The 13,969-nt window shown below is 53.7% G+C and carries 12 protein-coding genes; 3 read left to right on the top strand and 9 right to left on the bottom strand.

Annotation, left to right across the window (positions count from 1 at the left end):
• Window positions 1-144 precede the first annotated feature (144 nt).
• From thiD to RC85_RS21755, 7 genes are all read right to left on the bottom strand, one after another.
• A complete protein-coding gene (thiD, locus tag RC85_RS21785; protein WP_068266856.1) occupies window positions 145-921 on the bottom strand; it encodes a bifunctional hydroxymethylpyrimidine kinase/phosphomethylpyrimidine kinase in 777 nt (258 codons plus the stop codon).
• Window positions 921-1,544, bottom strand: coding sequence for a TenA family protein (locus RC85_RS21780; RefSeq protein WP_068266855.1), 624 nt, complete (start codon window positions 1,542-1,544; stop codon window positions 921-923). Before RC85_RS21780 ends, thiD begins: the two co-directional genes overlap by 1 nt.
• A 164-nt stretch (window positions 1,545-1,708) precedes the next feature.
• A complete protein-coding gene (locus RC85_RS21775) occupies window positions 1,709-1,996 on the bottom strand; it encodes a 4Fe-4S dicluster domain-containing protein (protein WP_068266853.1) in 288 nt (95 codons plus the stop codon).
• A 12-nt stretch (window positions 1,997-2,008) separates the two neighbouring features.
• A complete protein-coding gene (gene sufD / locus RC85_RS21770; RefSeq protein WP_068266851.1) occupies window positions 2,009-3,349 on the bottom strand; it encodes a Fe-S cluster assembly protein SufD in 1,341 nt (446 codons plus the stop codon).
• 87 nt (window positions 3,350-3,436) lie between these two features.
• On the bottom strand, window positions 3,437-4,192 hold the full coding sequence (gene sufC, locus RC85_RS21765) for a Fe-S cluster assembly ATPase SufC (protein ID WP_068266850.1): 756 nt from the start codon (window positions 4,190-4,192) through the stop codon (window positions 3,437-3,439).
• Window positions 4,193-4,286: 94 nt separating this feature from the next.
• On the bottom strand, window positions 4,287-5,732 hold the full coding sequence (gene sufB, locus RC85_RS21760) for a Fe-S cluster assembly protein SufB (RefSeq protein ID WP_068266848.1): 1,446 nt from the start codon (window positions 5,730-5,732) through the stop codon (window positions 4,287-4,289).
• 96 nt (window positions 5,733-5,828) lie between these two features.
• Window positions 5,829-6,161, bottom strand: a complete 333-nt coding sequence (locus RC85_RS21755; protein ID WP_068266846.1) for a HesB/IscA family protein — start codon at window positions 6,159-6,161, stop codon at window positions 5,829-5,831.
• A gap of 323 nt (window positions 6,162-6,484) precedes the next feature.
• On the opposite strand from RC85_RS21755, the gene RC85_RS21750 reads away from it, so the two are divergent.
• The 3 genes from RC85_RS21750 to RC85_RS21740 all read left to right on the top strand — a co-directional run bounded on the left by RC85_RS21750 (window position 6,485) and on the right by RC85_RS21740 (window position 11,520).
• Entirely contained in the window at window positions 6,485-8,659 is a 2,175-nt protein-coding gene (locus RC85_RS21750) for a sigma 54-interacting transcriptional regulator (RefSeq protein ID WP_068266844.1), read from the top strand.
• A 300-nt stretch (window positions 8,660-8,959) separates the two neighbouring features.
• Window positions 8,960-10,288, top strand: a complete 1,329-nt coding sequence (locus RC85_RS21745; RefSeq protein ID WP_084422921.1) for a radical SAM/SPASM domain-containing protein — start codon at window positions 8,960-8,962, stop codon at window positions 10,286-10,288.
• Complete coding sequence (locus RC85_RS21740) at window positions 10,285-11,520, top strand: hypothetical protein (RefSeq protein ID WP_068266842.1); 1,236 nt, start codon at window positions 10,285-10,287, stop codon at window positions 11,518-11,520. Before RC85_RS21745 ends, RC85_RS21740 begins: the two co-directional genes overlap by 4 nt.
• A 239-nt stretch (window positions 11,521-11,759) precedes the next feature.
• On the opposite strand, the gene RC85_RS28620 is transcribed toward RC85_RS21740, so the two are convergent.
• Both RC85_RS28620 and RC85_RS21730 read right to left on the bottom strand, forming a co-directional pair.
• Entirely contained in the window at window positions 11,760-12,230 is a 471-nt protein-coding gene (locus RC85_RS28620; protein WP_235033363.1) for a hypothetical protein, read from the bottom strand.
• A gap of 773 nt (window positions 12,231-13,003) precedes the next feature.
• Window positions 13,004-13,732, bottom strand: a complete 729-nt coding sequence (locus tag RC85_RS21730; RefSeq protein WP_157594001.1) for a hypothetical protein — start codon at window positions 13,730-13,732, stop codon at window positions 13,004-13,006.
• Window positions 13,733-13,969 lie beyond the last annotated feature (237 nt).

Here is a 13,969-nt window from a genome sequence, read left to right as displayed (position 1 = left end):
GGCGGTGCGCAAATTGCCGTAACTCGCTATGGCTCGCTACGGCCTACATACTTTTCTTCACGGCATTGCGACCTGTCCGTAGCTGATCCCGCCAGGGTTCAGTCGAGCTTAATCCGATCGTGGACTGAACCCTGGCGGGATCAGCTACGTTTTAATGAACAGATTGACGGGACCAAATCCCTGTCCCAGACCTGGATTAGTGCGGATCGCCGCGGTGATGAATTGCTTGGCTGCTTTGACTGCCGTTACTAACGGTTCGCCCTTGGCCAATCTTGCGGTGATTGCGGCTGATAGGACGCAGCCGGTTCCGTGCGTGTTTTGTGTTTCAATTCTGGGCGTTGGAAAGATGTGCGTCTTTCCTTCGCTCCAGAGAACATCGATTGCGTCGCCGTTGAGATTTCCGTTTTTGACCAGCACATTCTTGACGCCAAAATTGGCGATTGCCTTGGCCGCTTTTTCCATTGAATGCACGTCGGTAATTTCCATCGCGGCCAACTTTGCGGCTTCGAGCAAATTGGGTGTGACCAGAAACGCGTTCGGTAGCAGTCGGTCAGTAAACGTCTTTATGGCAGCATCGTCAATCAGCGCTGTGCCATGTTTACTGACCATCACCGGATCGACGACCAGCGGAAAGGAAAACGTTGCCGCTCGTTCCGCGATGGCTTCGATCAGCTCAGCGCTGCCGAGTGCTCCTGTCTTCGCCGCTGTTGGTGGAATGTCATCCAAGACGGCATCCAACTGTGCGAGAACAAAGTCTCGATCGATCGACTCGACGGCCGAAACCGCTTGCGTATTTTGAACTGTCAAAAGAGTCACAACGCTGGTGCCGTAAACGCCATGCTGATGAAACGTTTTCAAATCAGCCTGTAACCCTGCGCCGCCGGATGGATCAGAACCAGCAATCGTTAAAGCAACCGGCATCAGGAATCCTTTTCCAAAGGAGCAGAGAAGAAATCGAACTCGCATTGCATCGCGCAGCGGTAGGCTTCGTGGACAGTTGGCACATCCGTCGCGAGCTCATCGAGCAGCGATTCTAACCGTGTACACAGTTGGGCAAATTCTTCGCCGGCGTACGTTGTGATCCAATCTTTATAGGGATGATCGGTACGAAGCGACGCCGCTAACTCGCTGCCCAAGTACTGATACAAACGCATGCAGGGAACCATCGCCGCGATGATCTCGGCAAGACTTTCATGCCAAGCAACTCGCTGCAGAAAGTCGGTGTAAGCCGAGGTCGCAGCGTAGGGCCGAACGTTGCTGAGATCGATGTCCAACGTCGCAGCATAGTTTTGGTGCAGTTGAATTTCGTCGAAGACACCGCCCATCAAATCGTGGAAGACACGTGCCTGATCAAAGTCATCGCACTTCGCAGCAGCGACCGCATAAGCCTTCAAAAACGCTCGCAAAAAGAACGCGTCTTGCGCGACGTATCGCCGGAACGATTCTCGGTCCAGCGTACCGTCATCCAAACCTTGGACGAAAGGATGATCCAGGATTCGTGCCACTAGGTCGGCGTTGGATTGCCAGAGCAAGGCGTGCAACATCAAGCTTCGTTCCCTTGCCCGTCCTTAAACGTAGGCCGTAGCGAGCTTCCAGCGAGTTACGGCAGCGTTGTGCATTGTTACGGCATCGTTGCGCATTGCCGTAACTCGCTGGAAGCTCGCTACGGCCTACTGAAAATCGTCGAACGCGCGAATCAGCTTTTGGCTTATTCGTCTTTGGGTTCGGCGAGCGGCGTTTTCTGTTCCGTGATGACTTCGCACTCTTCGGACTTGTCCGCGTTCAACTGAGTGTACGATTCCCACTCCGACGGCAGATTATCTTCGTGGAAGATTGCTTCGACCGGGCATTCCGGCACGCAGGCTTCGCAATCAATGCATTCGTCAGGATGAATGTAAAGCATTTGCTCGCCCTCGTAGAAACATTCCACTGGGCAAACCACAACGCAGTCCGTGTACTTGCAACCCGAGCACGGTTCGGCGACGACATGAGTCATTTCAACGCTTCCTTATAAGATGTCTTCGGATAGATCATGGCCGTCAAGCAACACCGATTCCAGGTGGCGACGAACCGCTGGCAACTCGACTCCCTGCACGACGTCGTTGGCAAAGGCAAAGATCAAGATCTGCCGTGCCAGGTCAGCCGGAACCCCGCGGGCTCGCAGGTAGTAGAGCGCGTCTTCTTCTAATTCGCCAATCGTCGCACCGTGAGTACAACGGACGTCGTCGGCGTAGATTTCTAATTGTGGCTTGGTGTTGACGACTGCGTCATCGGACAACAACAACGCTTGGTTGCTTTGCTTCGCATCGGTCTTTTGTGCGTCTTCGCGAACAAAGATCTTGCCATTGAAAACGCCCTTGGCCTTGTCATCCAAAATGCCTTTGTACAACTCGTAACTGTTGCAATGCGGCATCGCGTGATCGATTCGCGTTCGGCAATCCATCAACTGATCGCCAGTCGGCATGTACAAACCGTTCAAAGTCGTCTCGATGTTTTCACCATCAAGCAGACAATCCAATTCGTTGCGAGCGATCGAAGCACCGAACGAGAAGTAATGCGACCGGAAACGACTGCTGGCCTTTTGATCGACGCCGGTTGTCGAAATGTGCAACGCACCGACTTGTTCGTGCTGCAGCTTGTGATGGTCTAATTCAGCACTGTCGGCGAGCGTGACCTGGGTGATTGCATTGGTAAAGTAAGAATCACCGTGGCCCATAAAACTTTCAATCACATTGGCTTTGCCGCCCTTGCCAATGCGAATCAGGTTTCGTGGATTCGATAAGGTACGACCGCTTCCTGTTGAAAGGAAAACGAGATGAACGGGCCGATCAAGCGTGACGCCTTCGGGCACGTCAATGATGGCTCCGTCGCCAACGAACGCGGTGTTCAGAGCCGCGAAAGCTGAATCGTTAAAGTCCAATTCGCTTTCGAGTTGTTGTTGAACTTCACCAGGTCGATTGCTCAGTGCGTTTGCCAACGTATCGATGACGACGCCGGAGTTAACGTCGTGAATCTGTGACAGCTTTTCGTTGTAGCGACCGTTGATGAAAACCAAGCGATGGTAGTCTTCGTCCAGGCTCGCTTGCTGCAGCAAATCACTGGCTTCGGCGATGGCTTCACTACTGGCGGTGTCGCCTGCGGTTAGTCCATTCGTGCCTGCATCGTAGGCGGTTTTGGTCAGCGACGAGACGTTGGTGAATCGCCAATCTTCCAGCTTTCTGGTCGGAAGGCCCAGCCGCGTGAAGGCGTCGAGTCCTCGTTGGCGAAGGGCAACGAGCCAATCCGGGGAAGATCCCGTTTGGAAGGCCGCGTGCTGATCTTGATAAGTTTCGATTTCGGTGGCGATCATGTTTTGATGAGTGATAAGGTTGATTGTTAGCTTTACCAGCGACCATGGAAGGTCGTCAGAGAATGACTTGCGAACTCTCCGCAGTCCTTATGTCGCGACCGCTTCTTCCTGTAAGAAACCGTATCCCTTTTCTTCCAATTCAAACGCCAACGACTTATCGCCCGAACGGACAATCTTGCCGCCTGCCAAAACGTGAACGTGGTCAGGCACGATGTAATCGAGCAATCGTTGGTAGTGAGTCACAACGATCGTCGCACGTTCGGGGCTGCGAAGTGCATTGACGCCATCGGCAACAATTTTCAGCGCGTCGATGTCCAAGCCTGAATCGGTCTCGTCCAGAACCGCAAGCGTTGGCTGCAGCATTGCCATTTGAAGAATCTCGTTCCGCTTCTTTTCACCACCCGAGAAATCTTCGTTGACGCTGCGGTCCATCATCACCTTGTCCATGCCAAGCTTTTCAAGGTTCTCTTTAAGCAACGCCAAGAATTCCTTCCGCTTGATCGGCGCTTCGTCGTGGTACTTGCGAACCGAGTTCATCGCGGTGCGAAGGAAATACTTATTGCTGACACCCGCGATTTCGACGGGATACTGGAACGCCAAAAAGACGCCTTCGGCAGCCCGTTCTTCGATGTCCATGTCCAACAAGTCTTTGCCGTTGTACAGAATCTCGCCCTCGGTCACTTCGTAATCTTCACGACCGGCGATGATGTGCGAAAGCGTGCTCTTGCCGGAGCCGTTGGGCCCCATGATGGCGTGAATTTCGCCAGGCCTGACCTGCAGATTAACGCCTTTAAGGATTTCGTTGTCTTCAGCTCGGGCGTGTAGGTTTTTGATTTCTAACATGAGTTATTTTTTTGGAGTGGTGGTGATCTGGATCGGTGCGGAACTCGTCAAGAGTCCGGCGTAATTTGAGGAGCAATTTGCGGGAACGTAGCGACTATCCGACGCTGCCTTCCAGGCTGACATTGAGGAGCTTGCGAGCTTCAAGAGCGAACTCCATTGGCAGCACATCGTAAACCTCTTTACAGAAACCGTTGACGATCATGTTGACCGCATCTTCGGTTGATAATCCGCGTTGACGAAGGTAATAAATCTGGTCCTCGCCCACCTTAGATGTTGACGCTTCGTGTTCAACCTTCGCCGTCGTGTTGCGGACTTCGATGTAGGGGAACGTGTGAGCTCCACAGCGATCGCCGATCAACAGCGAATCACACTGCGAGAAGTTCCGACCATTGGTCGCACCCTTCATCATCTTCACTTCACCGCGATAGCTGTTCTGGCCAACGCCCGCCGAGATACCCTTAGAGATAATCGTGCTCTTGGTGTTCTTGCCGATGTGGATCATCTTGGTGCCGGTATCGGCTTGTTGATGATTCGCGGTCACGGCGACTGAATAGAATTCGCCGACCGAGTTATCGCCCTGCAGAATCACGCTGGGATATTTCCAAGTGATCGCTGAACCGGTTTCGACTTGCGTCCAAGAAATTTTCGAGTTCTCGCCACGGCACGCACCACGCTTGGTAACGAAATTGTAAATCCCGCCCTTGCCTTCGGAGTCGCCCGGGTACCAGTTCTGAACCGTCGAGTACTTGATCTCGGCATCGTCCAACGCAACCAGTTCAACAACGGCCGCGTGCAATTGATGCTCGTCGCGTTTCGGTGCGGTGCAGCCTTCCAGGTAGCTGACGTAGGCACCTTCTTCGGCAACGATCAGCGTGCGTTCGAACTGGCCGGTGTTTTCTGCATTGATTCGGAAGTAAGTCGACAACTCCATCGGGCAACGAACGCCCTTGGGGATGAAGCAAAACGAACCGTCGCTAAAGACAGCCGAATTGAGTGCCGCGTAATAGTTGTCTGACGTCGGAATCACCGAACCCAGGTACTTCTTGACCAGTTCGGGATACTCCTGAACCGCTTCGGAAAACGGGAGGAAAATGACGCCATGCTTTTCAAGCGTTTCGCGGTACGTCGTCGCGATCGAAACGCTATCGAACACAGCATCGACGGCAACGTTGGCCAACACTTTTTGCTCGTGCAGCGGGATGCCAAGCTTTTCGTAGGTTTCCAATAGAATCGGATCGACTTCATCCAAGCTGTTCAGCTTCGGCTTCTTCTTAGGGGCCGAGTAGTAAACAGACGCTTGGTGATCGATCTTTGGATACTTGACGTTGTGCCACTCTGGTTCTTCCATCGTCAACCAATGTCGGTAGGCCTTCAATCGCCATTCCAGCAACCATTCAGGTTCATTTTTTTTGCTGGAGATCAACCGCACGACGTCTTCGCTTAAGCCCGGTTCAATCGCATCAGATTCAATCTCGGTGACGAATCCATGCTCGTACTCGCGTTGGGCGAACTCTTCGAGCATTGCGTTTTCAGATGTCATTCGTATCTTTCCTTGAAGGATTCATTGATCAGGATCTTGGTGGCGGGGTCTCAGCGAGCCGCCCAATTTTTGTGCCGACGATGTGCCGACAACGCGTCATGCCGAGAACGAGCTTCCGCAACCACATGACTTGGTGGCATTCGGGTTCTTAAAGACGAAGCCGCGTTTCTCAAAACTTTCGTGGTAGTCCAATTCAGTGCCGTCCAGAAGCGTCGCACTTTTTTTGTCCATCGCTACACAGACACCATCGACTTCCGTCAAGATGTCAGTCTCGGGGCTGACCTCTTCATCGAACTCCATCTTGTACTCAAACCCGCTGCAGCCACCGCCGACAACGCCAACACGCAACGCCACTTCCGACGGCAGTTTTTGTTCGGTGATAACTTCCTTGATTTTTTTGACTGCGGTTGCTGTCACAGTGATTGCCATCGTGTTTGCCTTCACAAAACGGGTGTTGAGCGGGAACTGGTCATGACTGATTCAATCGAATGCAAGTAGCGTACCAATTAGAAGCAAGCTTGTCGCTTCCGTTGCAAGCTATGCAGCGGCAAGCAGTTACGGTACCTCACCTGCCTCAGGCCCCACACTCGCAATTGTGACGAAATAAAGTCACATCGGTTTGTGCGTATCGTCATGCTTGGGTATCCTATCGAATCAGACGCCCGCATTGTAGCGTCCTTTTCAATACTAGCAACTCCGCCCGTTAGCTACGTAGCTAAATCGCACCACAAGACGATATATCGTCACTTCTCATGCCCAAAAATCCAGAAAACTTCGAGCTTCTCGTCACTCGAATGCTCGATCAGATCAACATGGGGCAGGGATTGGACGAGCTGCTTGATTCGGCCTATGACCAGCTTAGTGGCATCGTCCCGTACAACCGGATTGCCGTCGCGCTGCTCGAGCAACCCTTCAATCTACTGCGTTTAATTTCGTGCCGTTCCGACGGCGACGTTGCCTTAAAAGTCGGCTATGCCGCGCGGGTTGCAGGATCAACCCTGGCTCCGCTTTTGGAAACCGGGCAGCCGCGCATCATTGATGACCTGCAGGAATACCTCGCCGAGAAACCCAGCTCGGCATCGACGGCGTTGATCGAGCGTGAAGGAATGCGTTCCAGCTTGACGCTGCCACTATTGGCCGATGCCAAACCGATCGGCGTCATCTTCTTCTCTAGCCGCACCGCCAACACCTACACTCAATCGCACGCCTCGCTGCTGAAGCGATTGGCCGGCCACATCGCGATCAGCCTGGAACGCAACCGGTTGGTCACGGAACTGCAACGCACCAATCAGGAACTTGCCGACGCAAACAAGGTCAAAGATAAGTTTGTCGAAACGCTGCAGGAAGAAGTCGACAAACAGACCGGGCAACTCCGGCAATCCGAACGTCGTTATCGGTCGCTGGTGAAGATGGGGCAGGTCGTTAATTCAAGTTTGAATCGGCGTGAGGTGTTCGAGCATGCTGCCGAGCAAATCAATCGCTTGTTGAATTGCGATCGCGTCAGCTTGGTGTTGAGTTCTGATGATGAGGAGTCGCGACACGGGTTCGCGATCGAGTTCGATGGTGACGATCGCAATTGGGTTGAAATCTCATCTCAACCGCTCCCGGATTCTGCGTTCGGTTGGGTTCGCCAGAACGGACAGCCTTTGGTCGTTGACAGTTTAAATCAGTCGCATTCATTTCCAGAACACAAGCGATTGCTGGAAACAGGTTTTTCATCGGTGGCTCATTTGCCGCTGCTGTCGCGTGATCAGCATGTTGGATTGCTGGGCATTGCATCGCGACACGAAGACCGCGCGACGCAGTGGGACTTGCGATTGCTCGATGAGATTGGGGCTCAGCTTTCGGTCGCTTTGGATAACGCGGCTGCCTACAGCGAAATTGATCGGCTAAAAGAAGAACTGCATCAGCAAAACGTTTACCTGCGAGACGAATTGCACACAGACCACGACTTTGAAAACATCATCGGCGATAGCCGAGCGATGCGGCAGTTGCGAGTTGCGATCGAGCAAGTTGCACTGAGCGATGCGACGGTTTTGATCCTGGGCGAAACCGGAACGGGAAAAGAATTGATCGCTCGCGCGATTCACGACGCCAGTTCCCGCCGCGAAAACTTATTGGTCAAGGTGAACTGTGCCGCGTTGGCTCCCAACCTGATCGCCAGCGAATTGTTTGGTCACGAAAAAGGCGCGTTCACTGGTGCGACTCAGCGTCGTGTTGGCCGGTTCGAGTTGTCGCATCACGGCAGCATTTTTCTGGACGAGATTTCGGAAGTTCCTTCAGAGACTCAAGTGATGCTGTTGCGTGTTTTGCAGGAGCGTTTGATTGACCGGGTCGGCGGTAGCGAGCCGATTGAAGTGGACACACGCATCATCGCTGCGACGAACCGTGACCTAAAGAGTTATGCGGAGGCCGGCAATTTTCGCGAGGACTTGTTTTATCGTTTGAACGTTTTCCCGATCCACGTTCCGCCACTGCGGGAACGCCGCGAAGATATTCCGGCGCTGATCAATCACTTCATAACCAGGTTCTCAGTTCGCATGAACAAGGCGATCACTCGAGTCGATCGGCGGGCGATGGATGGGCTGATGCAATACGATTGGCCAGGCAATGTCCGCGAGCTCGAAAACATCATCGAGCGGTCGATGATTGTCAGCCGAGGCGACACATTGGCGGTCGATGCATCGTGGCTGGCCGGCGATACTGAAGCCGCCCGCAAGCCGCCATCGCTTGAAAAGACATCACTAGCCGAGATCGAATGCCAAGCCATCCTGGACGCACTGTCACGATCCGGCGGCAAGGTCTACGGCCGCGACGGTGCGGCGGCGGCGCTCAAGGTTAAGCCGACCACGCTGTACAGCAAGATGCGAAAGCACAAAATCAACAGCAGCCGCAAACACAGCAGCGAAGAAGTCGCGCTGAGCTGATTGGGCAAGCAGCACCATAGCACCAACGCCCCATTTCCCAGATCGCCAACATGTAGGCCGTAGCGAGCCAAAGCGAGTTACGGCAATCTGCGCAACGCCGTAACTCGCTATGGCTCGCTACGGCCTACAAAAAGTCTGCCGACTCACGGTGCCTGCACCGGAATGGAGCGACAAAAACGACCAAAAATGAGTAAGCTATTGGGGCCGATGATTCGTGACCACGAACTGGCCGTAGCGTTTAGAATACGCAAGTCGTTTTGTTGAACCCACCATAATTCTCTCACCTGTCAGACAACCAGAATGTATCTTCGCCTCGCTCGCCGGTTTTTAGTCGAAACCGACAAGCGCCTTCTACTCAAAGCGGCCTGGATGCTGGGCGTGCGTGGATTGCTTAGCGTTCACAAGCACAAACGGCGACTCAAACGCGGCGAGTTCTTCCCGCCGTTTTTGTATCTGTCGGTCATCAACAGTTGCAATTTGCGATGCCAGGGATGCTGGGTCGATGTTGATTCCAAACAGCACCGGATTGAATTAGACGCGGCCAACGAAACGATTCGCCAAGCCAAGGAAATGGGCAACAGCTTCTTTGGCATCCTGGGCGGTGAACCGTTCATGCACAAAGATCTGATGAAGATTTTTGCAGCCAATCCCGATGTCTATTTCCAAGTCTTCACCAACGGTCACTTCATCACCGATGACGTCGCCAAAGAACTGCGGCGGTTGGGCAATGTCACGCCGCTGATCAGTGTCGAAGGCAGCGAAATTGTAAGCGATACTCGCCGCGGTCGCGGTGGCGTGCTGAGCCAAACGATGCAGGGTTTAGAAACAGCGCTGAAGCACAAGTTGCTGGTCGGCGTTTGCACCAGCGTCTGCAAATCCAATATCGATGACTTGGTTCGCGATGCCTGGGTCGATCGCCTGATCGAAATGGGCGTGATGTATTGCTGGTTCCATATCTATCGGCCCGTCGGCCCCGAACCTAATCCGCAATTGGCACTTTCCAGCGACGAACAACGACGGGTCCGGCAATTCGTGGTCGATACAAGAGCGACCAAACCGATCGTGGTTGTCGATGCTTATCACGACGACGCGGGCAACGCGTTGTGTCCAGCCGCAACCGGATTCACGCATCATGTCGGCCCCTGGGGTGACATTGAACCCTGTCCGGTGATCCAGTTAGCGACCGAGTCGATTCACGATGATGTGCCGCTGGCGGAAACGTTCAACAAGTCAGAATTCCTGACCGACTTCCGCGAACTGACCGCCCAGCACACTCGCGGTTGCGTGATCATGGAACGTCCAGACTTGCTGGTCCAATTGGCCGAGAAACATGGTGCACGGGATACGACGGTACGCGGCGGAGTGATTGAAGAACTCGAGAACATCACACCGCGTCGAAGTCAGTTTCAACCCGGCGACGAAATTCCAGAACGCAGTTTTGTTTACCGCTGGGCCAAGAAATACGCGTTTAATGATTTCGGAACCTACAGCCGCCACTTTGATGTCGCCAAGTATGAAGACCCGGATACAGATTCACTCAAAAAATCCGGCAGCGGATCCGGCAGCGAATCTGGGGGTGGGAATGACGCAAGTAAGCCGAGCAACGGTTTGCCGGTCATTTCACGATGACGAAACCCGCTGACGATTTGCCCAGCGAACTCCCCGGCGAACTCCCCGGCGATTCGCAAACCGATCTTTTCCAGGACGGGCGGCCGTTACTGGTTCTGTCGATCGAAGGCTTGGCTACGTCCGCGATCGGGTGCTACGGATCGTCGTGGAATCAAACGCCTGCGATGGATCAAATCGCGGCCAGTGGCTGCGTGTTCGACCGCTGGATCAACACCCAAGATCGCTCGCCAGGGTTACCGGTTTGCCTTTCCAATTTGCATCACTGGTTAGAACCTTGGAGACAGCTTGGTTCGACGGTCCTGATCAGTGATGTGAGCTGTCCCGAGGATCAGTCTGCCGCTTTTGATACCGTGGTTCAGTTGAATGCATCGGGACCGCTTCCAAGCCAACCCGCGGACGAGATCGACGAGACTCGAATCGCTGCCCAGATGGCTGCCGTGATCGAGCAGGACTCGCTTTGCGATGGTGATTGGAGCTTGATGTGGCTGCACACCAGCGTTTTGACTCAAGTTTGGGACGCCCCGCGTTCACTGTTTCCCATCGATGAAATTGAATTGGATCTTGAACCTCTTGAATTTCCAGATCAGCATCAGCCGTCGCAAAGCGAACCGATCGATTCCGCCGAGACGATCCCGGCGATCATGCCCACATGCGAAGTGCCGAAGCTAGATTTGAATGACCAACGTGGCGGCGCGGGCGTCCATCCAGATCTTGTGACGTCCTGGATGCGAACCTACGGATGCCAAGTTCGTCTGCTGGATTTGATGATTGAAATTCTTCACCAATCTCTGCTACGCGAAGATGTACGCATCATGATCGTTGGGACCAGCGGATTTTCGCTTGGCCAAAACGGATTCATCGGGCATCGCGCTGGTCCGATTCGCAGCCATGATTGTCGGCTACCGATCATTATCAGTGACACGCCGCCGGTTCGCATGCCGTCGCCCACACCCGATACGCACCTGCCAGCCATCTTAAAAGGCCTTGGCAACGAACAACTGGATTGGTGTGGCCCAGAACGTTGGATCGGAAACGCCAGTGATTCCACGGACGCAATTCAAACTGATTCGGATCGCGCCAAAGAAGTTCAAACCAGTGCCGGTTGGTTTTTTGTTCGCGACTGTGATGAAAGCGAACATCTGTTTTTGAAACCCGACGACGTCGAAGACCATAACGATGTTGCGAGGCTAAGACCTGACATTGTTGAATCCATTAGCGATCAGGATGCGTAAGGAACGAGCGAAACGCGACGATAAAGCACCGCAAGTTCCTAAAGAGCTGTCCCAAAGTAACTTCCCGCGTTCGGGTTGGGATTTCGTCGAAACAAGTCTCGTGAAGTTATTTCGTGACCATTCCTAGGTCATAAAAAAACCACCCTTGCCCGAAGACAAAAGTGGTTCGCTATTAAAAATGCCTCAGATTGACTGCGGCAGTTTGCTTATGACTTGACTAGGCGTCAGTCAAAACTGGACTACGCGTCGGTGGTTGGGTCGGCGGAAGGAGTTGGCGGGGCAGCTTCTTCGGCGGCGGCCTCAACAGCTTCGCCTGCTTCTTCTTCAAGAGTGTCGCTGCTGCTTGTAGGCGAATCCATGGCTGGATCAGCTTGAGGTGCTGGGACAGCTTCTTCGGCAACCGGTGCGGCGGCTTCGGAAGTGCCAATCGTTTGCAAGCTGCCTGGGACCATTACTTCGCCCGGTGCAAGGTCAAAGCCTTCGTCGGACGCTGCAGGTGCTGCTTCATAGCTTTCAACCGAATCGCTGACGTAAGAGTCGCCGGCGTAAGAGTCGCCAGCATAAGAATCGCCAACGTAAGAGTCGCTGACGTAGCCCATTTCGGCTGGTGCTTCCATGGCAACTTCGCCACCACAACCACAATCCGAAACAGGTGCTGCTTCCATCATCACCGGAGCAACGGGGCTGCCACTGCAACCACAATCCGACACGGGTGCAGCTTCTACGGCACCGCAGCATGGTTCCGCGGCTGGCTCGGGTGCATAGTATGGTTCTGATGCTGGTGCAGGAGCACAGCATGGTGCTGGTTCCGGCGCGGGTGCACAACAGGGTTCGGGTGCCGGAGCACAACATGGTTCTGGAGCTGGGGCGCAGCAACTAGGTGCTGGTTCGCAACATCCTGATCCACGATTTTTCAGCTTTTGGAAGAAAGCAACTTTCTTACAGTGGATTCTCTTCAACAGGCCGTGGCCAGCTTCCGCTGGGCTGCTCATCGCCAAAGTCGATCCAAACATCAATGCGAATGCTGCAACGCAGCTCACCAAATTCCGATTCATAGATTTCTCCTGAGTTTATCGGAGCGTTTAGTGCGATCCGAATTCGCACACAGTTTTAATGAGCCTGATCCTAGGCCCCCCACCAAGCCGATGACGACGTGACATCTGTCGCTTAGGTGAACTTGAGCCACGAACGCCAAAACATGCACCTGCAAAATGACAAGATGCACAGACTAGGAGGATTTCGCGGCTCACGTAGTTTGGACTGTACAGTAGCTACCGCGACCTTGGTGTCAATCGGTCAAATCTGCCGGTTTAGAAGGGCAGAGGCGTTAGAGAGATGGAAGTGGCGAAAATATGCCAGACCGCTTAACGCACGTACAACTTCATCCTGGAGGGGGCAGCAATCCACCATCACCCGCGCATGGGAAGACTATCAACCCTTGCGGCGGTCTCAGGAAGTGCAGGCTGATATTACTGGCAGATCGCTATCGATTCAGGGTCGAATCTTCAACAGCAGCATTGGTGGCAGCAGGATTCGAGTTCCCGGCAGATTTCGAGCCAGAATTATCAGATTGATCGACCGATTCCGTTTCGGCGAGCAGTGCCGCCATTCGATTTCCGTCCTCAAAATTCACAATCAAAGGATTCTGGTTGGGGTCAATTTCCATTGCCAAACCCGAGATTCGCCATTGATTGGCTTCCTTTTGAAGAGCCCAGACGACTTGATATTCCAAGATCGCGTTGTCCGCAGATGATTCGCCGGATGCTGGATCAGCATTTTGCAGCGAGCTTCCGACACCAGGCTCTTTCCAAATGCTATGCACCAACGTGGCACCAGGATTCTCTGGAACCGATTCGGCCCTCGTAACCACAAACCGTGCATCGGGCGAACCGATCGGCTGAACCGTGCGACCGATCCGATTCAGTTCGGACTGGGCTTTCGTGGTAAGCAGGGTCGATGCACCGGAATCACTGCCACCGCGTCGAACCAAGTCCAGAAACTGGCTGACGACATCGGTCGGCGCGATGGTAGGCACATCGGTTTCGTTCGCCTGAGCAACCGCAGCGGATTGCCCGACACTCGCCAAACCATTGGTTGCATCGGAACTCGCATTACTTCCGCAACCCACTAATGAGGCGGTGCCAATCCCAAGTAAGACAAGCATCGCTTCGAACCGACCAAAGTAACAGCGTAAATTAGAGCGAACCGTCATCGCAGAATTATCCATGTAAAGAACTGATTGGAACACTACCGTAGACGGTTACGCAATTTGCTCACGCGAAGTCAAGACCGACGCCAAACGCGAATCGGAAAAGTGGAACATACGACTTTTTATAGTCGCCTTTCGCTCGGGACGTCGCATCAGTTACTGCGCAATAGGCCCGGAGGGCCGACAGCCCCCTGCCGGGTGCGTGAGCACCCGGATGGCTGCCCCACATCAATTCTCTGG

Origin of the sequence: Rubripirellula obstinata (assembly GCF_001642955.1) — a bacterium.
In the GTDB taxonomy this organism is placed as follows: Bacteria; Planctomycetota; Planctomycetia; order Pirellulales; family Pirellulaceae; genus Rubripirellula; species Rubripirellula obstinata.
Note: the sequence above shows the minus strand (reverse complement) of the source record. Positions and strands in the feature narration are given on the sequence as shown.